17 protein-coding genes and 1 riboswitch are annotated in these 20,048 nt (G+C 76.2%); of the genes, 4 read left to right on the top strand and 13 right to left on the bottom strand.

Going from position 1 to position 20,048, the window contains the following annotated elements:
- Positions 1–8: 8 nt before the first annotated feature.
- The 10 genes from JQN84_RS32335 to JQN84_RS21045 form a co-directional block, all read right to left on the bottom strand.
- A complete protein-coding gene (locus tag JQN84_RS32335) occupies positions 9–1,505 on the bottom strand; it encodes a TOPRIM nucleotidyl transferase/hydrolase domain-containing protein (RefSeq protein ID WP_307821376.1) in 1,497 nt (498 codons plus the stop codon).
- Between the two features lie 64 nt (positions 1,506–1,569).
- Positions 1,570–2,178 (bottom strand): histidine phosphatase family protein, encoded by a 609-nt coding sequence (locus tag JQN84_RS21085; RefSeq protein ID WP_204960220.1) that lies wholly within the window; start codon positions 2,176–2,178, stop codon positions 1,570–1,572.
- Positions 2,175–2,978 carry a CbtA family protein gene (locus JQN84_RS21080; protein ID WP_281898021.1) on the bottom strand — a complete coding sequence of 268 codons (804 nt, stop codon included), beginning with the start codon at positions 2,976–2,978 and terminating at the stop codon, positions 2,175–2,177. Before JQN84_RS21080 ends, JQN84_RS21085 begins: the two co-directional genes overlap by 4 nt.
- The gene (locus JQN84_RS21075) at positions 2,969–3,172 is read right to left on the bottom strand and encodes a CbtB domain-containing protein (RefSeq protein ID WP_204960219.1); all 204 of its coding nucleotides are present in this window, start codon (positions 3,170–3,172) and stop codon (positions 2,969–2,971) included. Before JQN84_RS21075 ends, JQN84_RS21080 begins: the two co-directional genes overlap by 10 nt.
- Positions 3,173–3,206: 34 nt before the next feature.
- Positions 3,207–3,348, bottom strand: a riboswitch (cobalamin riboswitch).
- A gap of 55 nt (positions 3,349–3,403) precedes the next feature.
- Positions 3,404–4,852 carry a PepSY-associated TM helix domain-containing protein gene (locus JQN84_RS21070; RefSeq protein ID WP_372446004.1) on the bottom strand — a complete coding sequence of 483 codons (1,449 nt, stop codon included), beginning with the start codon at positions 4,850–4,852 and terminating at the stop codon, positions 3,404–3,406.
- A 224-nt stretch (positions 4,853–5,076) separates the two neighbouring features.
- Positions 5,077–5,676 (bottom strand): copper resistance CopC family protein, encoded by a 600-nt coding sequence (locus JQN84_RS21065; RefSeq protein WP_204960218.1) that lies wholly within the window; start codon positions 5,674–5,676, stop codon positions 5,077–5,079.
- Positions 5,677–5,684: 8 nt separating this feature from the next.
- On the bottom strand, positions 5,685–6,893 hold the full coding sequence (locus tag JQN84_RS21060) for a Dyp-type peroxidase (RefSeq protein ID WP_204960343.1): 1,209 nt from the start codon (positions 6,891–6,893) through the stop codon (positions 5,685–5,687).
- Between the two features lie 23 nt (positions 6,894–6,916).
- Positions 6,917–7,534 (bottom strand): copper chaperone PCu(A)C, encoded by a 618-nt coding sequence (locus tag JQN84_RS21055; protein ID WP_204960217.1) that lies wholly within the window; start codon positions 7,532–7,534, stop codon positions 6,917–6,919.
- A 184-nt stretch (positions 7,535–7,718) separates the two neighbouring features.
- The gene (locus JQN84_RS21050) at positions 7,719–8,558 is read right to left on the bottom strand and encodes a zf-HC2 domain-containing protein (RefSeq protein WP_204960216.1); all 840 of its coding nucleotides are present in this window, start codon (positions 8,556–8,558) and stop codon (positions 7,719–7,721) included.
- A gap of 75 nt (positions 8,559–8,633) precedes the next feature.
- The gene (locus JQN84_RS21045; RefSeq protein ID WP_281898015.1) at positions 8,634–9,203 is read right to left on the bottom strand and encodes a sigma-70 family RNA polymerase sigma factor; all 570 of its coding nucleotides are present in this window, start codon (positions 9,201–9,203) and stop codon (positions 8,634–8,636) included.
- Between the two features lie 328 nt (positions 9,204–9,531).
- Between JQN84_RS21045 and JQN84_RS21040 the strand changes: the two genes are divergently transcribed.
- Complete coding sequence (locus JQN84_RS21040) at positions 9,532–11,649, top strand: copper resistance CopC family protein (protein WP_204960214.1); 2,118 nt, start codon at positions 9,532–9,534, stop codon at positions 11,647–11,649.
- Positions 11,650–11,799: 150 nt separating this feature from the next.
- Complete coding sequence (gene pdxY, locus JQN84_RS21035; protein WP_204960213.1) at positions 11,800–12,651, top strand: pyridoxal kinase PdxY; 852 nt, start codon at positions 11,800–11,802, stop codon at positions 12,649–12,651.
- On the opposite strand, the gene JQN84_RS21030 is transcribed toward pdxY, so the two are convergent.
- Positions 12,629–14,071 (bottom strand): aminotransferase-like domain-containing protein, encoded by a 1,443-nt coding sequence (locus tag JQN84_RS21030; RefSeq protein ID WP_204960212.1) that lies wholly within the window; start codon positions 14,069–14,071, stop codon positions 12,629–12,631. The genes pdxY and JQN84_RS21030 overlap by 23 nt on opposite strands.
- Positions 14,072–14,111: 40 nt before the next feature.
- Here JQN84_RS21030 and JQN84_RS21025 point away from each other — a divergent pair, with 40 nt between their 5' ends.
- On the top strand, positions 14,112–15,068 hold the full coding sequence (locus JQN84_RS21025) for a DMT family transporter (RefSeq protein ID WP_307821373.1): 957 nt from the start codon (positions 14,112–14,114) through the stop codon (positions 15,066–15,068).
- On the opposite strand, the gene JQN84_RS21020 is transcribed toward JQN84_RS21025, so the two are convergent.
- Positions 15,043–15,525: a hypothetical protein gene (locus JQN84_RS21020; protein WP_204960210.1), complete on the bottom strand. Its 483-nt coding sequence runs from the start codon at positions 15,523–15,525 to the stop codon at positions 15,043–15,045. The two genes, JQN84_RS21025 and JQN84_RS21020, sit on opposite strands and share 26 nt — an antisense overlap.
- Positions 15,526–15,716: 191 nt before the next feature.
- On the opposite strand from JQN84_RS21020, the gene JQN84_RS21015 reads away from it, so the two are divergent.
- Positions 15,717–17,885: a hypothetical protein gene (locus tag JQN84_RS21015; RefSeq protein ID WP_204960209.1), complete on the top strand. Its 2,169-nt coding sequence runs from the start codon at positions 15,717–15,719 to the stop codon at positions 17,883–17,885.
- Here JQN84_RS21015 and JQN84_RS21010 read toward each other — a convergent pair.
- Positions 17,831–19,954, bottom strand: a complete 2,124-nt coding sequence (locus JQN84_RS21010; protein ID WP_204960208.1) for a hypothetical protein — start codon at positions 19,952–19,954, stop codon at positions 17,831–17,833. The genes JQN84_RS21015 and JQN84_RS21010 overlap by 55 nt on opposite strands.
- Positions 19,955–20,048 lie beyond the last annotated feature (94 nt).

Raw genomic sequence — 20,048 nt, 5'->3', positions numbered from 1 at the left:
GTGCCGGGTCAGCCGGTGGCGTCGGGCGGGCGCGGGTCCAGATCGGCGGCGGTGACGGCGCCCCGCGCCCGCAGCCACCCGACCAGCTCGGTGGCGCCCCGCCGGACGGCCGCGTCCAGGGCGGTGCGGTGCTCCCACGGCGGTACCCGGTTGAGCCGCGCGCCGCGTGCCCACAGGTACCCGGCGCAGGACTGCCGCCCGCCGTGGCACGCACCCCAGAACGCCCAGTCGATCTCGTCGGGCGTCGGCGGGGTGTCGCCGGTGCAGGCCCGCTCCACCCGGTCGTGCAGGCCGAGCGTCGCCGCGTCGACGAGGGTGGTGCGGGCCCCCCGGACGACCAGCCGGTACGCCGCCCGCCACTGGGCGAAGGCCCGCGCGTTCGCCAGCGGCGTGCCGTCGGCGATCACGCTCCCGGGAGCTTCGAGGTCGGCGCCGGCGTCCAGCAGGGCGTCGACGACGTCCACGTCGTCGCAACTGGCCGCCCAGTGCAGCGGGGTCTCCCGGTGCGGCCCGGCGAACCGGGCGTCGACGTCGGCACCGGCGGCGACCAGTGCGGCGACGGTGGCGGCACCACGCGGGAACCGGCCCGGCCAGTCGGTGACCACGTGCAGCAGGGTTCGGACCCCGCCGACCCGGTCGGCGATGCGCGCGGCGGCCAACCCCGGATGCGCGTCGAGCAGCGACCGCAGCCGGGCGAGGTCGCCGTCGCGGATCGCCCCGGTCACCGCGACCGCCAGCGGATCGTCGGCAGCGAGCAGTGGCGGGTCACCGGTCATCTGCGCGACCCTACCCGGGCCGGCGGCCGTGTCCCGCCGCCCGGGTGCGTCCGGGGGGCGGTCGGTGCGGTGTGGTCGGGCGGGAAGCAGCAGGTCCAACGGCCGGGGCACGTGGTCCGGGTCGAGGGCGTGCACCAGCGCGGCGGCGTACCGGGCCTTGCGGCCGCTGGTGGTGCCCAGGAACCGGCGCAGTTGCCGCTCGACGGACCGGCCGCGCTGGGCGGGCTGGTTCTGGAAGACCCGGAACCGGGGCAGGTCACCCTCAGCGGCGAGGACGTCCTCGACTCCGGCGGGACCCGACGCGCGGATCAGTTCGTCCTCCAGGTCGGCGACGCAGACCGGGAAGCCCAGCGCCTCCATCGCGGGGCGGTCCAGGCCGACGCCGAGACCGACCTGCTCCAGGCCGCGTCGGAACCAGCCCTCTTCGGCCTCGTCGCACATCCCCCGGACGGCCAGGCCGAGACCCGGCGGACCGAGCAGCCGCAGGAACCGGCCGGCGCTCGTCGCACCGCCGATCGGCAGCACGCAGACGCCCTCGGCGGGCAGGTCGCGGCCACGCCGTACGGCCAGCGCCTCGACCGCGCCGCGGTCGCTGACCCCCTCGACGAGCACCACCGTGGTCAGCCCGGCACCGGCCAGGCGGCGGGCGAGCACCGCGGCCTGCGCCGAGTCCGGGCCGCCGGCCGCCCAGGTGTGGACGGCGACGCGGAAACGGTCCGGTTCTGGCACACGTCGAGTCTCGCCACCACCCAGCCCGCACCGCCACCGGATTCGCCGGAGGCGGACCGGCCGGTCATTGTGGGTGCCGGTCCCCGGGCCCGGCCGGCGCGGTGAACCGGAGCTGCCACCGGGGGCCGTACCGGCTGAGGCGCACCACCGCCAGGGGGGCGACGTCCAGCCGGGGCAGGGCGGCCATCGGCAGGCCGAGCGCGTGCACGATCGCCACCCGGACCACCATCGGATGGGTCACCGCGACGATCCGCCGGCCCGGCCCGAGCCGGTCGTCGAGCCAGCCGGCGACCCGCTCGCGCAGCGCGACGAGGGACTCCCCGCCGTGCGGCGTCGCCCCGGGCGTCTCCCACCACTGGCGCAGCGCCCCGGGCTCGCGCGCCCCGACGTCGGCCAGGCTGCGCCCGGCCCAGCCGGCGTAGTCGCAGTCGGCCAGCGCAGCCTCGACGGTGGGCCGTAACCCCAGGGCGTACGCAGTCTGCACCGCTGCGGTCGCCGGGCTGGTCAGACAGGTGTCCACGGTGCCCAGTGGCCCGGTCCGGCCGTGACCGGCCAGGGCGAGGGCGGCCTGTCGACCTCCCTCGTCCAGGTCGTCGTCGCCCGCGCCGAACACCGCCCGCCGCAGCGCGCCGGTGTGGGCGTGGGCGACCAGCCGCAGGCTGGTCGAGGTCACGGGCGGGCCGGCGTGCCCTGACCGGTCAGCGGCGCACGGGCCCGGTCGCCGGGGCGCGGCCCTGCGGTGCGTCGGCTCATCAGGGCGCTGAACAACAGACCGAGGGCGGTCCACAGCACCACCTGGGTGCCGAGCGAGGCCAGCCGGAAGTTCCACAGCAGGGCTGCCGGGAAGTCCTCCGGGACCTCCTGGAACGACGGCAGGACGACGTACCCGACGCCGGCGACCAGGACGAACCCGCCGAGGGCCGCGCCGCACCGTTGCCAGGGCGGCGCGTCGGCGCGGACCGACCGGTAGCCCAGGGTGCCCGCCCAGACGGCCACCAGGCCGAGCACCACCAACGCCAGGTAGGCGGCGGTGCGCTGGTCGATGGTGTCGGGGTTGCCCACCGCCGGGGGATTGGCCGGGTACTTCCCGAACGGCACGAGCACTACGCCGAGCAGGGCACCGCCCGCCAGCAGCAACGCCGACCGGCCGTCGTCGGCGGCCGGGAACCGTCGGCGCAGCAGCACGTACGCGGTCGCGAGCAGGCCACCCATCGCCGTCCCGAACAGGCCGGTGGCCAGGAACAGGCCGAACCGCTGCCCGTCCCGGCCGACCAGGTCCTCGGCGTGGTGGTCGTCGGCCACCGGCCCGGTGTGGGTGGCGGCCTCCTCGATCGCGATGGCCGCGTCGATGCGCGGCTCACCGGCGAGGTAGCCGAAACCGCCCGCGAGTAGACCGGCGACGAGGCCGGCGAGGAGCCCGCGGAGCAGGACGGTGACGAAGGTGGGTGGGTTGTGGGCAGCGGTCAGTGGCACGGGACACCGAGCAGGTGCCGGCCGTCGTGCATCAGTTCGTGCAGGAACATGCCGCTGCGCGAGACCGCCCCCTGGTCGAACGCGACCAGGTAGGTGAGCAGCAGGAGTACGCCGGCGACGGCCAGGGCCGTCCACCACAGACGGGTGGACCCGACGGGGTGCACCAGCGGCTGGGCAGGAGTGGGACTCGACATGGGATTCGAACCTTCCCGGGGATGACGCGTCCCCATCGCAAGGCTGCGGACGACCGAGCGTCCTGGCTCACGGACCCGTCGACGACGGAACCGCTCACAGTGGCGCGACCGCGCCGGATTCCCACCGGCTTACCTCGCGACGCCGCAGATAGTGGGTCGACCGTAACGGCGCGACCCCCGACCGGTCAATCGTCGCCCGGGGAATGTGACGTGCCGGCCGGGGGCGGCACGTCATCCGCCGGCCGGTGCGGGGGCGGCGTCGCGGCGACGTCGGGCCGCCACGCCCAGGGCGACGTCGACGACGAGGAAGGCGAGCAGGCTCAGCCCGAGCAGGGGCAAGGCCCAGCCGATCGCCGCCACCACCGGTACGCCGACGGGCACCGCCCACCACGGCAGGCCCCGCACACCACCCCGGGGTGGCGGGGTGCCGGTGCGGGCCCGGCGGTCCGCCCGGGTGGGCCGGCGCTGCCACCACATCCGGTACCCCCAGACGACGACGCAGAGCAGCCCGAGGGCCAGCGCGGCGAGCAGGATCTGGTTGACCGGGCCGAGGAGCACCCCCATGTGGGCCTGGATGCCGAGTCCACTGAGCTGGGCCAGCAGCGGCCAGTCGGCGAAGTCGCTGCGGGCGGTGACCGTCCCCGTCGTGGGGTCGACGGCGACCCGGTCCTTGGCCACCGGCCAGGTGTTGTCGACCTGGGTGACCGTCCAGGCCGAGCCCGGCTCGCCGGGGGCGATCTCGACCGGGCCGGCCAGCCCGGCCGTCCGGGCGGCGGTCAGCACCCGGTCGAAGGCGGCCGACTCGACCACCCCGCCGGCCCCGGCGGCACCGTGGTGGCCGCCACCGGGGTCGACCGGAGCCGGTCCGGCGGCGAGGGCGGTGGAGAGTTGCGGGGCGCGGGCGTCGAGGGCGTCGAGACCGGCGCCGAAGTTCGCCCCGGCGTACCGGGACCAGGTCAACCCGGTGGCCGCGAGGAACAGCAGGCCGACGGTGAGCCAGATCCCGGTGGTGGCGTGCCAGCTGCGGGTCCGGCGCACCCCGCGGGCGGCGGTCAGGTCCGGTACGAGCAGGTGCCGCGCGGTGGACCGGGAGGCGCGGCGGCGACGCCACCACAGCACCACCCCGCCGAGCGCGAGCACCCACAGCCAGCTCGCGGCGAGCTCCGAGTAGTGCCGGCCGACCGCGCCCAGGTGCAGGTTGCGGTGCAGGTCGTCCAGCCAGGTGGTGGCCGGTGTGGACCCGAACCAGGTGGTGAGCTGCCCCTGCACCCGGCCGGTGTACGGGTCGACGTACACGGTGTGCTGCTTGTCCGCCAGCTCCGGCACCGTGAACACCACCCTCGTGGTCCGGTCGCCGGTGCCGGGCTGCACCGCGCTGACGCTGCCCTCCGGATGGGCGTTGCGGGCCGCCCCGACCTGGTCGGCCACCGGTACCGGGCGCTCACCCACCTGCGTCACGGTCAACACCTCGCCGTAGAGCGCCGCGTCCACCTGCGGGGCCACCGTGTAGGCGAGCCCGGTCAACGCGGCGACCACCAGGAACGGCGCGACCAGGACACCGGCGTAGAAGTGCAGCCGCAGCAGCAGCGCGCCGAACGGGGAGCCACCCCGGGCCGGCCGGGCGGGTGGGGCGGGTTCCGGCCTCGGCGGGTCGGACAACTCAGTGACAGACATATCCATCCGATCGAATGTGTTGGATGTATTCGATGGTCGCCCCGTGCCTGCGGGTCAGCCGATTCCCTGCGGTCGGCCCCGCCTGGTGAGGTAGTCGCAGCGGACGTCCCCGCGGTTCCCGGCACATGTCCGGACGGGCCGGCGGCGTCACGGGTCCACAAGGGAACGACCGTCTGCCGGCGCGGGTCTGCGGGCCGCGACCGCCTGCGGCCCAGCGGCGGCGGGTGGCTTCAGGGGCGCCGCGACCGGCGTCGCCGACGCAGCAGGGCTGCTGCGGCCAGCAGGACGACTACCGCGCTGCCGGCGGCACCGACGACGGTGGACCGCCCGCCGCCGCGCCCCACCGCGACGGCCGCCGCGGTCGGCGGGTCGGGGGACGCACTGGGCGGACCGGGGGAGGGCGCGGCCGGACCGGCCGGGTCGGCCACGGTGAACGGGTACGACCCCTGCACCGGGTGCCCGTCGACGGAGACCACCCGGTACGCCACGGTGTACGTCCCGTTGGGCAGGGGACCGGTCACCCGGACGGCTCCCGTCGTGCCGGAGACCACCGGATCGCCGGTAGGGACACGTCGCTTCGTCCCGTCGGTCAGCACGATGGTGGTGAATGTCGGGTCGAGCCGGGCCAGGAACTCCAGCGTGATCGCGGTGGGCGCGTGGGTCAGCGTCGCGTCCCGGGCCGGCGAGGCGGACCGCAGGCCGTTGTGCGCCCGGGCCGGCGGGGCGGCGACGAACAGGGTCAGCACGCCGGCCAGCAGCGCGGCGACGAACCGGCCGGTGACTCGGCGGGGCGGCCCGGCGGCCCGGCGGGACGGTGACCTGGTCGTCATGGGCCGGTTCACCCGAGGACCTGCTGGCCGATCCACCCGTCGGGCGGGCAACCGGGTGGGACGGCGAATACGGCGGAGCCGATCGGGGTGGTCCACTCGTTGAGCAGGTCCCGGTCGGCGAGTCGACGTTGGATGGGCAGGAACTGGGCGGTGACGTCGGCCTGGTAAGAGGCGAAGATCAGGCCACTGTCGGCGTGCCCCTGCGGGGAGGGCACACCGTCGTAGTTGTACGGGCGGCGCAGGATCTTCAACCGGTCGTCGGTGACCCGGGCCCGGGTGAGATGGGAGAAGTCGGGGATGACGGTGAGCCCGTCGTCGCCGACGGCGGCGAAGTCGGGCTCGTCGTGCTCGCCGGTGCCGGTGAGCGGGGCGCCGGTGTCGAGCCGACGGCCGACGGCGAGTTCCCGGTCGGTACGGCCGAGCAGATCCCAGGTCTCCAGGTTCATGCTGATCCGGCGGACCACCAGGGTGGTGCTGTCGCGCAGCCAGTCCGGACCGTCGGGCACCCAGACGGCGGTGTCCAACGCGACGCCGGGGCGGGGGTTGGCGGTGCCGTCGAGCTGGCCGAACAGGTTACGTTGGGTGTGCCCGGCGGGCTCGACGCCGGGGCTGCGCCGGAAGCCCTGCTGCACCCATGCGACGGTGGCGAAGGGCCGGCTGTCCTTGACCAGCACCCGCTGGGCGTGCGCGACGGTGACCGCGTCGTCGGCGCAGATCTGCACCAGCAGGTCCCCACCGGACCAGGCCGGTCGGAGCCGGTCGATCCGCAACGCCGGCAGGTCGGCCACCGACGCCGGCCGCCTGTCGTCGACGCCCGCTGCCCGATAGAGGCCGGGACCGAAACCGAAGGTCACGGTCAGCCGCGCCGGCAGCAGCCCGAGTTCGGCCTCGGTGTCGGCCAACGCCGGCCGGCCCTGGGTGAGCCGGGCGGCGTCGTCGCTGAGCAGCCGCAGCAGCCGGCCCAGCGCCGCCCGGTCGGTTCCCGGTCGCAGGGTGAACGCGACGAACGCGGCGTGGGCCTGCGGCTCGGTGGCCACGCCCGCCTGCCGGGGCCCGTGAAACGGCTCGACCAGGCTGCCGACGGCCGCCACCGGACTCGGTTGCGGCACGCCCGGCCCGTCGCTCGGGCCGTCCCGCCCGGCGACGACCACCGCGCCGCCGGCCAGCGCGCCCCCCGCCGCCAGTACCCCGCCGGCGAGCAGGCCACGCCGGCCCACCGCACGGACCCCCGGGTGTCCGGTCACGACGTCGGTCCGGTCGTCGGCTGTCCGCTCATGGCCGGCTGTCCGCTCGGCTGCGGCACGGGAGCGCCGTGGCCGGGGGCGTAGCTCTCCTGCGCCCCGGTGAACGGCTTTGCCACGGCGGTGAACTGCTGGGTCCGGCCGTCGGCGAAGGTGAGGGTCACGGTGACCTCGTCGCCGGCCCGCACCGGCTGGCGGAGGTCCATCAGCATCAGGTGGTCGCCGCCGGGCTCCAGCACGTGGGTGCCCTTCGCCCTGATCACGATGCCGCCCTGCTTCTGCCGCATGATCATCTTGCCGTCCTGCATGGTCATCTCGTGCAGTTCCAGCGCCGACACGGTGGTGCTGGCCCCGGTGAGCGTGACGTCGGCGTCGCTGTCGTTGACAAGCGTCCCGAAGGCCGCCGTCATGCCCTTGTCGGCCGCCTTCACCCACGGGTCCCGGATGCCGATCACCCCGGCGGGGGTGCTCGCCGGGGCCGAGGCGCCCGGCCGGGGGCCCGACGCCGGGTCGGCCGGGCCGCAGCCGGCGGTGCCCACGGCCAGCAGGGCGGCGGTGGTGGCGGCGAAGACGACTGACGCGCGTCGATTCGTGCCGAGTGGACCGGTGGGACGCATGGGTTCTTCCTCCGTTGTGCCGATGCTCTGTCCCGTTGGTCGGTCACCTGTCGCCGATAGTTCCGGCCGGTCGGGATTGTCCTCTCCCGGGTGACCCGACCGCCGTGTCGGCCGTCCCGCTGGCGGACCGGTTGACGTCGCCGGGTTGCGGAGGCGGTGCCGTGCCGGCCGGGCGGCGTCCGGGTCAGGCGGCCGACCGGTCGCGGGTCCGCGCCGTGCCCGGGTGCGGCGGCAACAGGCGCAACGTCGGGGTGGCGGTGGGTACGTCGTCCGCGCGCAGCCGCCAGGCGGGCCGGTCACCCCGGCCGCGTCCCGCCGGGCCGTCCGGCCGCAGCCGGGGCCGGGACAGCGCGACCACGATCAGATAACCGGTGAGCAGGAACCCGTGACTGACCAGCCGGGTCGGCTCCACCCGGCCGGTGACCAGGTCGTTGGCCGAGAGCAGCACGAGCGCGCCGACGAAGGCGCTCAACATCGGCAGCAGCCCCCCGGTCGGGGTGCGTCGGGCGGCCACGACGAGGAAACCCGCGCCGACAGCGATGTTCCACGCGGCCGACTCGTGCCACAAATGCCCGGACGCCAGCGTGTCGAGCGCCCCGTGGGCGTGCCCGGCGGCCGGGCCCCGGCCGACCTGGGTCAGCCCCAGCACCAGTTGCAGGGCGCCGATGAGGGCCAGCCCGGCGCGCAGGCCCGGCACGAGCCGGTCCCGCAGCCGGCGGCGGGCGGGGAGCGCGGCCAGCACGACGTCGGCGAGATCCGGACGGGCCGCAGTGCCCACCGGTGCCGGCCCTGCCGGGGTGGCGGTCGTCGACCGTAGCCGACGGGGTGTGCCGACGGCCGGGTCGCAGCGGTCGGCGGTGGAGAGCGTCAGGCGGGACCGTCGGGCCACCGTCGCGGCCTGGTCACACCAGATCCGGCAGTCCGCGCACCCGTCCAGGTGCGCGTCCGCCGCCATCCGCTCGGCCGGGGTCTCCTCGCCGTCCAACTGTGCCGACAGGATCTCCCGCCACTGCTCACACCCCATGTACAGGTAGTCGGCCGGCAGGGCGTGATGGTTCCCGTAACCTCTCCCGGGCCAGGTCGCGGCCCGGGTCGTCGGTCAGCCGGCGGCGCTTCCCGGCCGGCGGCGGATCGCCTGGGGATTCCCCTCGACCGCCGCGACGAGATCCTCGCGGGCCCGGGCGACCCGGGACCGGATGGTGCCGACCGGGCAGCCGCACACCTCGGCCGCCTCGGCGTAGGACAGGCCGAGGACCTGGGTGGCGACGAACGCCTCCCGGCGGTCGGCGGGCAGGGCCAGCAGCAGGTCGTTGAGGACCACCTCGCCGTCGAAGCCGCTGCCCCGGGTGTCCGGCGTGTCGTGCCACTCGGACAGCGGCACCGTACGCGGCCGGGACGTGGCGGCCCGGACGTGGTCGACGGCGGTCCGGCGGGCGATGCCGAGCAGCCACGTGCGGGCCGACGAACGGGCGGCGAACGACGGTAGCGACCGCATCGCCCGCAGGTACGTCTCCTGGGTGAGGTCGTCGGCCTCGGCTGGGCTGATCAGGTGCGCGACGAACCGTCGTACGTGCTGCTGGGTCGCCCGGATGAAGCGGGCCGCGGCCTCCCGGTCACCCCGACCGGCGGCCAGCGCCCACGCGGTGACCTCCGCGTCGTCGTCGCCCACCCGCCACCTCCGTGTCCGGTTCTGCCGCCTGCCTGCCCCCGTCGTCGTCCGGCAACGGTAACGACGGGGTGTAGTAGGTCCCGGGTGAGCGTACGTCATACCCGGCGTCACCCCCGCCCACTGGTACGGACGGGAGGCGTCGGCGGATCATCCGTACCGGGATCGGGACGGCAGGCCCACCGTGACCGGCCGGGCACGTGGTGCACAGCCGTGACCGAGTTTTGATCATCTTGACCTCAGCTTGGGACGCCATAGCCAAAACTTTTGCTATCTGCGTAAAAAGTTAGTGAACTATTGATTGAAGTCCGCTCTTCGTGAGGATGATCCGATGCGCTGTCCCCCTCCAGCCACCGGACCCGCCGGGCGTACCCTCGCCGGCCTGCTCGCCCTCGTGTTCGCGGTGGCGGTGGTCCTGCTACCCACCACTGCGGCACAGGCGCACGGCACGCTGGCGATGTCCACCCCGGCGGCCAACGCCACGGTGGCCGAGCCGCTGACGACGGTGGAGCTGTACTTCACCGAGCAGGTCGCGGCGAACGCGTACTTCACCGTCACCGGGCCCGGCGGCGGCCGGGTCGACGACGGTTGGCGGCAGGGCGCACCCCGTCCCCTGGACAAGCCGGTCCGGGAGTACCTGCTGGTCAACGGCACGTTCGAGCCGAAGGAGTACAGCACCGGCTACCCGGCGGTGGTGACCCTGGCCCACCTGCCGGCGGCCGGCCAGTACGCGGTCAGCTACCTGTCGGTGGCCTCCGACGGCGAGCCGGTCCGGGGCACCATGACCTTCCGCTACACCGGACGCCCGACCGCCGCGCCGGCCGGCTGGCAGCCCCCGGTCGACCAGCCGGACCCGGCGCTGGTGGCCGCCGCCGAACAGCACGCCACCTCAGGACACGCCCCCGGCCAGGCAACGTCCGCGGTGCCGACCGCACCGGTGACCGCCGCCGCCCCGGCCACCCCGACGGCCGCCGCCCCCGACGACGGAGGTGGCCTCGGATGGCTGGCCTGGACCGGTGGGGCGGCGCTGGTCGCGGCGGCCGTCGGCTTCGCGGCGTGGCGGCGTCGTGCGGTGCCCGCCACCCGGCCCGCCGGTCGGCCCCGCCCCGGGCGGACTGCCGCCCGGTCGGGGGGCGGCAGCCGGGTCAACCGGTCGAAGACGATGGGTGGTGGGACGACGGGCGGTGGCAGGAAGACGGCCCGTCCCGCCGCCGCCCGACGTGCAGTGGTCACCGCCCCGGTGACGACCCCCGCCAGGACCGGCGCGGCCTCGGCCCAGGCGGTCCCGGCTGCGGCCCAGGCTGCCCCGGCCTCGGGTAAGGCTGCCCCGGCCTCCGGCAAGGCGAGACGACTCCCCGCCGGGGCGGCTCCGGCCACGGCGGCGGGGACGGTCACGGCCAGGGCGGGGTCCGCCGAAGCGACCTCCGGGGCCGCCGAGACGGCACCCGCCGCCGCCGAGACGGCATCCGCCGAGACGTCCGCCGCCGACGAGACGGCATCCGCCGCTGCCGCGCCGAATGCCGGGGGTCGACTGGGCAACACGGGTCTCGCGTTGCTGGTCGGAGGGCTGGTGGTGGCCCTGCTGGCGGGCTTCGGGCTCGGCCGGATCGGCTCGGGCGCGCGACCCGCCGACGGCACCACCGCCGCCCCGCCGGCCACCGGTGCGGCGCTTTCGGCCGGGGACGGGCACCAGCACGGGCCCGGCACCGGGGCGCACACCCATCCCGGCGACGCCGGTGGTGCCCAGGCGCAGGTGACCGGGCTGTCGGTCAACGCCGGTGGCTACACCGTGCAGCCGACGACCCGGACCCAACCGGCCGGCGTCCGCGCCGACTACCGGTTCCGCATCGTCGGCGCGGACGGCAAACCGGCGACCCGGTTCGCGGTCGTCCACGACAAGCCGCTGCACCTGGTCGTGGTGGGGCGGGACCTGAGCGGATACCAGCACCTGCACCCGACCATGACCTCGGACGGCACCTGGAGCGTCCCGCTGACGCTGACCCGGCCCGGTGGCTACCGGATCTATGCCGACTTCTCCGTGACCGGCGTCGACGGCACCACGGTCCCGCTGGTGCTGGGAGTCGACCACCAGGTGCCCGGCGCGCACGCCCCGGTCCCGCTGCCGCCGGCCGCCTCGCAGTCGACGGCCGGGCCGTTCACGGTGACGATGGGCGGCAGCCCCACGGTGGGGGTGACCGTGCCGCTGTCCTTCCGGCTCGACGGCGTCGACCCGGCCCGCCTGGAGCGCTACCTGGGGGCGTACGGGCACCTGGTGGTGGTACGCGAGGGCGACCTGGGCTATGTGCACGTCCACCCCGACCAGGAACTGGTGGACGGGACGGTGCGGTTCTGGCTGACCGCACCGAGCGCGGGCCGCTACCGGGCGTTCTTCGACTTCCAGGTCGACGGGAAGGTGCACACCGCGCAGTACACCCTCGACCTGACCTGAGCGCGGTTGCGGCCGACCCCGCGTGCGCCGCGCGGGACCGGCCGCAACCGCGCCTTCCGGCCCGGCAGTGGGGTGAATCCCGACCCGGCAGTGGGGGTGAATCGGTGGGCCCGTACCCGGGCTGTCAGGGGGAACAGCCATGATGATCCGGTGAAGATCCTGTCCATCCAGTCCTCCGTCGCCTACGGCCACGTCGGCAACTCGGCGGCCGTGTTCCCCCTCCAGCGCCTCGGGCACGAGGTCTGGCCGGTGCTCACCGTGCACTTCTCCAACCACACCGGCTACGGCGCGTGGCGCGGGCCGTTGCTGGCCCCGGCCGACGTGGCCGAGGTGATCGAGGGCATCGCCGACCGGGGGGTGCTCGGCACCGCCGACGCGGTGCTGTCGGGCTACCAGGGCGACCCGGCGATGGGCGCGGTCATCCTCGCCGCGGTCGACCGGGTCCGGGCGGCCAACCCGGACGCGGTCTACTGCTGCGACCCGGTGATGGGCGACACCGGCCGGGGGATGTTCGTCCGGCCCGGCATCCCGGAGTACCTGCGCGACGTCGTGGTCCCGCGCGCCGACATCATCACCCCGAACCACTTCGAACTGGACTTCCTCGCCGGCCGGACGACCACCTCGCTGACCGCCGTGCTGGACGCCGTCGACGTGGTCCGCGCCACCGGGCCCCGGGACGTCCTGGTGACCAGCGTGCTGCACGACGACGTGCCGGCCGGCTCGCTGGAGGTGGTGGCCGTCTCGGACGAGGGTGCCTGGGCGGTGACCACACCGCTGCTGCCGATCAACCCGAACGGCGGTGGCGACGTCACCGCCGCGCTCTACCTGGCCCACCTGCGGACGACGGGCTCGCCGGCGCTCGCGCTGGAACGCACCATCGCCTCGGTCTTCACCGTGCTGGAGCGGACCCTCGTGGCGGGCACCCGGGAGATCCAGCTGGTCGCCGCCCAGGACGCCATCGCCGACCCGCCGGCCCGGTTCACCGCCCGCCGGCTGCGGTGACGTCGGCGTCCCGGCGTCCGGGGCGGGCGGCCGGCAGGACCCGGGCGAGCCGCCGGACGGCCTCGTCCATCACCTCGGGCGGGGCGCAGGCGTAGCTCAGGCGCAGGTGTGGGGCCGGGGGCTCGGCGGCGTACCAGGGACGGCCGGGGAAGACGACGACCCCGGCTGCGGCTGCGGCGGCGGCGACCGCGACGTCGTCGGTGCCCTCCGGCAGCCGGACCCACAGGTGCAGCCCGCCGCGCGGGACCGGCTGCCCGGCGAGGGCGGGCAGGTGCCGGCGGAGCGCGCCCAGCAACGCCTCGCGGCGGGCGTGCAGCGCGGAACGCAGGGCCCGCCGGTGCCGCTTCCAGGCCGGCGCGGTGACGAACTCCATCGTGGCCTGTTGCAGCGGCCCGGCGACGAAGAGGTCGTCGAGCAGCCGCGCCGCCCGCAGCCGGTGGCCGGCCGGACCCCGTGCGCCGATCGCCGCGACCCGCAATCCGGGGGCGGCGGACTTGGTCAGCGACCGCAGGTAGACGACGTGCCCGTCGGGGTCGTCGGCGGCCAGCGGCGGTGGGGCCGACCCGTCGATGGTGAGGTCACGGGCGTAGTCGTCCTCGATCAGGAACGCTCCGGCGTCGCGTACCGCGTCGGCCACGAGGGCCCGGCGGTGCGGGGCGAGCGTCGCACCGTGCGGGTTGGCGTACAACGGTTGACAGTAGAACAACCGGGCGCCGGTCCGGGCGAACGCGCCGGCGAGCTGGTCGGGGCGTACCCCGTCGGGGTCGGCGGGCACCGGCACCACCCGCAGCCCGGCGGCCCGCGCGGCGGCCAGCGCGCCCAGGTAGGTCGGGGACTCCACCAGCAGCGTGTCGCCGGGCGCGGCGAGGGCCCGCAGCGTCGACGACAGCGCCGCCTGCCCGCCCGAGCAGATCACCATGTCCTCGGCGCGCAGCCCGCCCCCGGCATCCCGGGCGAACCAGGCGCGCAGATCCGCCCGGCCCGACGTCGGGCCGCGCTGCCAGGACGCGGGCTGCCGCGCGGCGCGGGTCAGCGCGGCACCGAGCGCGGCGTCGGGTTGGAGATCGGCGTCGAGGTAGCCGCCGGAGAGCGGGATCGCCCCGGCCGGCGGCAGCGCCAGCAGCGCCTGCATCTCGTCCTCGCCGGGTCGGCGGGGGCCGAGCGCCACGGTCTGCCAGGAAACGTCGGCGGCGGGCCGCTGCGGGGGCGCGACGGCGGCCACGAAGGTGCCTCGGCCGGCGCGCGCCTCGATCAGCCCTTCGGCCACCAGGTGCCGGACGGCTGCGGCGACGGTCACCGGCGAGGCGTGGTGCCGGGCGGTCAGCTCCCGCACCGACGGTAGCCGGTCGCCCGGCGCGGCGGCAGCCGCCGCCCGACGCAGATCGTGGATAACGCGATCGGCTGCGTTATCGTTATTCATGAGAGAGCATGGTAGTGCTACTGCGTCCCGCACGGTAACAGTGGACCGGTTGACCGGTCTCGCGCTGGGGGCGCTGGGCGTGTTCGCCTTCAGCATGTCGCTGCCGGCCACCCGGGTCGCGGTGCAGCAGCTCGACCCGTGGTTCGTGGCCTTCGGCCGGGCCGTCGGCGCGGCCCTGCTGGCCGGGGCCTATCTGGGCGGCACCGGCGGGCCACGACCCACCCGCGTGCAGCGGCGGCGGTTGGCGGTCGTCGCCCTCGGCGTGGTGGTCGGGTTCCCGCTGTTCACCTCGCTGGCGTTGACCGAACGGACCGCCGCGCACGGCGCGGTGGTGATCACCGTGCTACCGGCCGTGACCGCTGTTTTCGCGGTGCTGCGCAGCGGCGAACGGCCCCCGCCGGCGTTCTGGCTGGCCAGCGGCGTCGGCCTGGTGGCGGTGCTGGCCTTCCTGGCCGTCGGTGGCGCGGTGCACGGTGCACCGGCCCCGTCGGACCTGTTCCTGCTCGTCGCGGTCCTGCTCTGCGGCCTGGGGTACGCCGAGGGCGGCGCGCTCGCCCGCCAACTGGGCGGCGCCCGGACGATCTGTTGGGCGCTGCTCTACGCACTGCCGGTCACCGGTGCCGCGACCCTCGTCGCCGCCGTGGCCCACCCACCCCGGGCGGACACCGGCACCTGGACGGCGTTCGGCTACCTGACCGTGGTCTCCATGTTCCTGGGCTTCTTCGCCTGGTACGCGGGTCTGGCCCGGGGCGGCGTCGCCCGGGTCGGCCAGCTCCAACTCGGACAGCCGGTGCTCACCCTGCTCTGGTCGGCCCTGCTGCTCGGCGAGCACGTCGCGCCAGCCACCCTCGGCACCGCCCTGCTGGTGCTGGTCAGCGTGGTGCTGATCCAACGCACCCGGGACCGGGCCGCGACCCCGCCTGCGGCCGGTGACCACCCCGCCCCGGGGGACCGACCGGCCCCGGACCGGCTCAGGGGGAGGTCGAGAGCGTGCTGAGCAGGCCGAAGCCCCCGCAGCAGAGCACCCCCAGCACGGCCAGCGTGACGAGCAGGATGCTGTAGTTCGACCACATGCCGAACTTCGTCACGTCGGTGCCCTGCCCGTCGTGGACCCGGTTGCGCCAACCGCCGAAGCGGAACGACAGCGGGTACACCATCGCGGGCTGCACGGTGAGCGCGGTGGTGACGATCGGGATGCCCATGAAGTCCGTGTAGCGGATGTCGTGCGCGCCGGCCGGCACGGCCACGTACCAGGTCCCCTCGCCGGGGATCGGCACCACCCGTCCGTCGACCTTGAACCGGCTGGTGGACGGGACGGGCACCAGGTACGGGCCCCGGTTGACCGAGACGGCCAGCACCGCGTGCCCCGGCGGCGGGGGGATCGGCTGCGGGTAGGCGGTCAACGGCGCGGGGCCGGGCGCGGACGGGTACGACGGCTGAGGGGGGTACGACATCGCCACATCCTGGCATGACCGTCGGACGCGGTGCGCGCGGGCGGCATGCCGCCAGCCGGACCCGACGGCACCCGTACGCACCGCCGCCCGCCGGGCAGGACGATCCGGCTCGCGTTGAACCGTCGGCACCCCGGTTCGTATAAGGGGGCCGGGACGGGAGGATGTCGGTGGGACCAAGGGTGTGGAAAGCGATGGTGGGGATGCGGCGGGCCTTTGTCACGGTGCTGCTGGCCGGGATCGCGCTGCTCGTGGCGGCACAGCCGACGCAGGCGGCGGGCGTGGCGCAGCCGCTGGGTGCGGTGCGGCCGGTCCATGCGGTGCCGGCCGAAACCGGTCGGTACTACGTGGTCGGGCCACCCGTGGACGGGCAACGGGAGTACCTCTACGCCATCGCGCTGCGCACCCTCGGTAACGGCAACCGGTTCCGGGAGATCGTCGAACTCAACGTCGGCCGGGTCCAGCCCGACGGCGAGACGTTCACCGACGGGGTGGTCCTGCATCCCGGCTGGCGGCTCGTGCTGCCCAGGGACGCGCAGGGCCAGGGGGTACGGATCGGCCGGCTGCCGCAACTGGGCCCACGGTCACCGGCCCCGGTCAGCCCCAGCCCACGCGCCTCGACCCGCCCCGCCTCGACCCCGCGTACGGTGGCCCCGTCGTCCGCAGCGCCCTCCCGTCCGGCCGGGACCGTCGTCGCGAGCACCAGGGCGGTCGCCCGGCCCCCCGACCCCCCACAGGCCGGCGGCGGGTTGGACCCGCTACTGATCCGGGTCGGCGCCGGGCTGCTGGCGGTCTTCTTCGCCGCCGTGGCAGTGCTGCTGCTGCGTCGAAGCGGGCCCCGCCGATTGGTGCTGGAGGACGACGGGCCGTGGCCGCCGCAGCGGCACCACACCCCGACCCCCGCCGAACTCGCCGCCGGGCCGGTGGCCGCCGAGGTGGGCACCGGCCCGCCTCCGGTCACCCGACCGACGCCCGCACCGTCCGCGCCGCCGGCACCGCCGTCGCCCCCGCCGGCCCCGCCGCTCACCAGGCCGGTCATGGCACCGGCCCGACGACCGGCCCCGCCGGCGGTCACCCCGCCGATGCTGCCTCCGCCGCCGTCGGTGGTCCTGCCGGCACCGCCCACCGCCGCCCGGCCCACCGCCGCCCGGCCCACCGCCGCCCGGCCCACCGCCGCCCGGCCCACCGCCGCCCGGCCCACCGCCGCCCGGCCCACCGCCGCCCGGCCCACTGTCACCGGGCCCACCGCCCTGCCGGCGTCGTCCCCGGCAGCCGCACCGGAACCACTGCCGGCCACCGCGAGCCCACAGGCGTCGGTCCGGCCGGAACCGACAGTCCCGCCGGAGCCGGTCTCCCTGCCGGGACCGGCCGCAGTGCCGGAGCCGACCGTAGCGCCGGGACCGGCCGCGGTGCCGGAACCGACCGTAGCGCCGGAGCCGACCGTAGCGCCGGGACCGGCCGCGGTGCCGGAACCGACCGTAGCGCCGGAACCGACCGTAGCGCCGGGACCGGCCGCGGTGCCGGGACCGGGAACCGCCGTGGCGGTACCGGAGGTGGCGGGCCCCCCGGCGACGGTGGGCGGGCTGCCCGCGAAGCCGGTCTGGCCGCCCCGGGCACCACAGTCGGCACCACCCCGACCGACGACGGTCGACCGCCCGGCCGTCCCACCGCCGCCGGCCCCGACGCCACCGCCGACCGGTGCCGCCGTCGCACCGGCCGCGGTGGCCTCCGTCGGGCCCGCCGACGTGCCGGCCGGGGCGGAGCTGCCACGCCCGGCGGTGCCGACCGGCAACGAGGTCCCGTACCTGAGCACCGAGCTGGAGACCGAACTCGGGCCGATCCGGGTCCGGCTGGTCGGGGTCGCGGCGGGCCGGGGTGCGCCCGCGTACGCCTGGCTCGGCCCGGACGAGGCCGCGCCCCCGGCGACCCTGCCCCTGGTGCTGGGCCACCGGGGACCGTGGCGGTTACACGTCGACCTGGGGCGGGCACCCGACGTGCTCACCCTGGTCGGCGACACCGACGACTGCCGGCGCACGGCCGCCCTGTTCGCCGGGCGGCTGCGGGCCGGCGGGATCGGCGTGGCCACGGTGGGCGACGTGCTCGGCGGGCAGGCCCCGGAGGGGTGCCGCACCCTGTCGGGGCTGCCGACGGCGACCGCCCCCGACGCCGAGCCGCCCGCGCCGTACGTGGTGTTCACCCCCGGCCTGGCCGGTGCGGAACTGGCCGGGGCACGGCGACTCGCCACGGACACCGGCGGGCGGTGCGTGCCGGTGGTGATCGGACCGGTGCCGGCCGGCCGGTGGTCGGTTCAGGTGTCCACGGTCGACGGCGGGTCCACCACCCGGGCCGGTACGGCGGACTGAAGGCCGGCGGCGGCGGACGGCAGCGGCCCCGGGGTGACCTCCCCGATCCGCTGCCAGCCGCCCGCCTGCGCCCGGTAGGCGCGCTGCACCACGATCCGGTCGTACGAGCGGCTGCCGAGGACCAGGTCGACCCCCGCCCGGTGCAGCCGGTCCACCCTGCTCCCGACCAGGGTCAACCCGGCCAGCATGGTGTGCGTGGCCCCGACGTCGACGGTGCGTCCCGCCGGCACCCGGACCTCCACCAGCAACCGGCCCGGCCGGGCCACCGGCCGCTGCTGGTAGAGCGGCAGCCAGCCCCGGGGCAGCCCCCGGGACCGGGCCGGCAGCAGCGCGTACGCCTGCCGGGTGCCGAAGCCGGGCCAGCGGCGGACGTCGTTCGGCAACCCGGCGACCGACCGGTTGGTGGGTGCCGGCCGGATCCGCAGGGGTTCGCCGTCGGCGTCCACGGTGGGCAGCAGGCGGCTGAACCCGTCCGAGCGGAATCCGCCCACCAGCCGGACCCGGTCCAGCCGGGCGGCCGGCAGCAGGTAGGTGTCGGGGCTGCCCAGGACGTACTTGAACCGTGCCGGCACGTGGGCCCGCAGGACCGCCATCGGGATCGCGCCGCCGGGGGAGATCCGCACCCGCAGCAGGTCGCTGCCGGCGGGGGCGGACCGGGGGTCGAGGAACGCGGCCACGAACAACTCGACGCCGGGCACCCCGTCGCTGACCGCCCGCGCCGGGTCACCCTCGACGAGGACGTACGCCTCGAACGTCGCGGCGTTGACCTGCTGGCCGCGCCGCAACCAGGGTGGACCGTAGTCGGCCGCGCGGCGGCTCTCGGTGACCAGGGCGGGCCGGGGGAGGGGCGTGGCCGGCTGTTCAGCCGCCCCGGCGTCGTCGACCGGCGTACGGGACGCCGGGTCGGCCGGGTCGGTCGGAAGGGACGCGTCGGTGCCGTCCGGTCCGGGGGCCGGGTCGTCGGCGCGCGCCGGTGCCCGGTGGCCGTCGGCCGCTTCGGCGTCGACGCCCCCGGTGGTGGGTGAGGCGACCACGATCCGTTCCCGGACCAGCCGGGACACCAGCAGCCCCTCGGGGGTCGCGTCCAGGGTCGACGGGCCGTCGGCGTACCTCGGTCGGTGTGCCTGCCACCTGGCGACCGCGCCCGTCGGGTCGAACGCCCGCAGGTCACGCCGGTCGTCGATCAGCTCGGCCCGGCCGCCCGCAGGTGGGGTCCAGACGGTGGCCCCGGTCGTCTCGGCCAGCTCGACCACCTCCGCGACGAGCCGGGCCTGCTCGTCGGCGTCGGACGGCCAGGTCAACCAGAGCCGCAGGTCGGCGCCGTAGAGCGGCAGGTCGCCGAGGAGCGCGGCGAGCTGCCCGCCGCTGTGCACGTCCTGGGTGCCGCTGTAGGTGCCGACCAGGAAACCGCCGGAGCGGGCGGTGACGGCGACGGTGACCACCCCGGTCGACGCGCCGAGCCGGTGCGCGGTGGCCCGCCTGGTCACGAAGTCGGCCCGGGTGGCCAGGGCGAGGCCGTCCGGCAGCGGCAGGCCCACCACCCCGGTACGGGGACGGACCAGCCCGTCGCCCACCGCGAACCAGCCGGGCAGCGAGGTGGCGAGGTCCGGCGGCTGGAGCACGAGCCAGTCCATCGGCTGGCGGGTCACCCGGTCCAGTGGCACCGCGTCCAGTGGCCCGCTGTCGGCGGCCGGCCGGGCGGGCCCGGTGGTCGACCGGTCGACGGCGTGCCTGATGTCCGAGCCGTCCGGGCTGACCAGCACGTCGTGCCCGAGCAGCCCGGCCACCTCGGTGAACAGGTCGAGGTGCCGGGCCCCGTCGTCGGCGAGGATCCGGACGTCCTGTGCCGCGTCCGCGCCGTGCCGGACCAGGGTGGCGACGGCCCGCGCGTCGAGCGGCCGGCCGGGGGCGGTGGGCACCACCAGCCGCCCGCCGGGACCGGAGGCCAGCCAGAGGTCGTACAGGCCGGCGATGCGGCGGTGCCGGCGCACGTCGAACCGGCGGGTGGCCGGCACCCGGTCCAAGCCGTTGCCGCCCACCGGCTCCGCCGTGCGCCCGAGCCCGTTCACCGCCGCCCCACCTTCGTCTCCACCGGCACCTGATCGTCCGGCCGTCGTTCGTCGCCACCGTCGCCGGTGGACGTCCGCCTGCCGGTCACCCGTC

The organism is Micromonospora humidisoli (assembly GCF_016900955.1).
Taxonomy (GTDB): Bacteria; Actinomycetota; Actinomycetes; order Mycobacteriales; family Micromonosporaceae; genus Micromonospora; species Micromonospora wenchangensis.
Note: the sequence above shows the minus strand (reverse complement) of the source record. Positions and strands in the feature narration are given on the sequence as shown.

Excerpts from the sequence above, each read along its gene's own strand:
- JQN84_RS21065 (WP_204960218.1), bottom strand. The coding sequence starts at position 5,676 with ATGACGACCAGGTCACCGTCCCGCCGGGCCGCCGGGCCGCCCCGCCGA.
- JQN84_RS21040 (WP_204960214.1), top strand. The coding sequence starts at position 9,532 with ATGCGCTGTCCCCCTCCAGCCACCGGACCCGCCGGGCGTACCCTCGCC.
- JQN84_RS21015 (WP_204960209.1), top strand. The coding sequence starts at position 15,717 with ATGGTGGGGATGCGGCGGGCCTTTGTCACGGTGCTGCTGGCCGGGATC.
- JQN84_RS21070 (WP_372446004.1), bottom strand. The coding sequence starts at position 4,852 with ATGGATATGTCTGTCACTGAGTTGTCCGACCCGCCGAGGCCGGAACCC.
- JQN84_RS21020 (WP_204960210.1), bottom strand. The coding sequence starts at position 15,525 with ATGTCGTACCCCCCTCAGCCGTCGTACCCGTCCGCGCCCGGCCCCGCG.
- JQN84_RS21050 (WP_204960216.1), bottom strand. The coding sequence starts at position 8,558 with ATGGGGTGTGAGCAGTGGCGGGAGATCCTGTCGGCACAGTTGGACGGC.
- JQN84_RS21030 (WP_204960212.1), bottom strand. The coding sequence starts at position 14,071 with ATGAATAACGATAACGCAGCCGATCGCGTTATCCACGATCTGCGTCGG.
- JQN84_RS21075 (WP_204960219.1), bottom strand. The coding sequence starts at position 3,172 with ATGTCGAGTCCCACTCCTGCCCAGCCGCTGGTGCACCCCGTCGGGTCC.
- JQN84_RS21055 (WP_204960217.1), bottom strand. The coding sequence starts at position 7,534 with ATGCGTCCCACCGGTCCACTCGGCACGAATCGACGCGCGTCAGTCGTC.